Origin of the sequence: Pseudovibrio denitrificans JCM 12308, from assembly GCF_001310815.1 — a bacterium.
Classification (GTDB): Bacteria; Pseudomonadota; Alphaproteobacteria; order Rhizobiales; family Stappiaceae; genus Pseudovibrio; species Pseudovibrio denitrificans.
The window spans coordinates 1-631 of sequence record NZ_BAZK01000087.1; the positions used below are offsets into that span (position 1 = coordinate 1).

Genomic DNA, 631 nt, shown 5'->3' on the forward strand with positions numbered 1-631 from the left:
GTCCTGATCCTGCGTTGTATCAAGGGCTGCTTCGTTAACTGTGAGGATCAGATCAACGGCTTCTCCGGGGAGATTGTCTGGCGGTGTTGGCGATGTACCGTCGGTGATTGTGATGGTCTGAGTGTCTGTTGTCGTGTCGCCATCTGCGTCTGTTGCGGTGATGGTGAAGTTTTGCTCTTGCGGGTCGTCGTTATCCAGATTAGTCGCTGCTTCAAAGGAGTAGGTACCATCTGGATTAACGGTGAGTGTGCCTTTGGGCAGCGTGAAAGTAGCGGATGTGTTGCCGGACATTGCGATTGTCTGATCCGCTTCACCGGGGACAGACACGGTTATGTGCGTGACGCCATCTGCGCCGGGATTGAGCGTCCATGTTCCGTTAAGCGTGTTTCCTTCAGCGATAGAGGCAGGTGTATCAGCGATGTCCAGCTGGGGAGCATCGTCGATGATGTTGACCTGAATGTCCGCTGTGACGGTGTCGCCATCGTGGTCTGAGGCATTGATGGTGATGCCGTTGATCTTGATTGGCTCTCCACTTGCATCATGCGGGAAAGCGTTTGTGAGTGTTGCTGTGACTTGCACCGTGCCTTGTTGGCCTGCAGAGATCTCTGATGCGTTGAGTGCCAGAATGATG

1 pseudogene is annotated in these 631 nt (G+C 53.9%); it reads right to left on the reverse strand.

Annotation, left to right across the window (positions count from 1 at the left end):
- Positions 1 to 631, reverse strand: a pseudogene (locus JCM12308_RS27545) (beta strand repeat-containing protein); the annotation flags it as partial.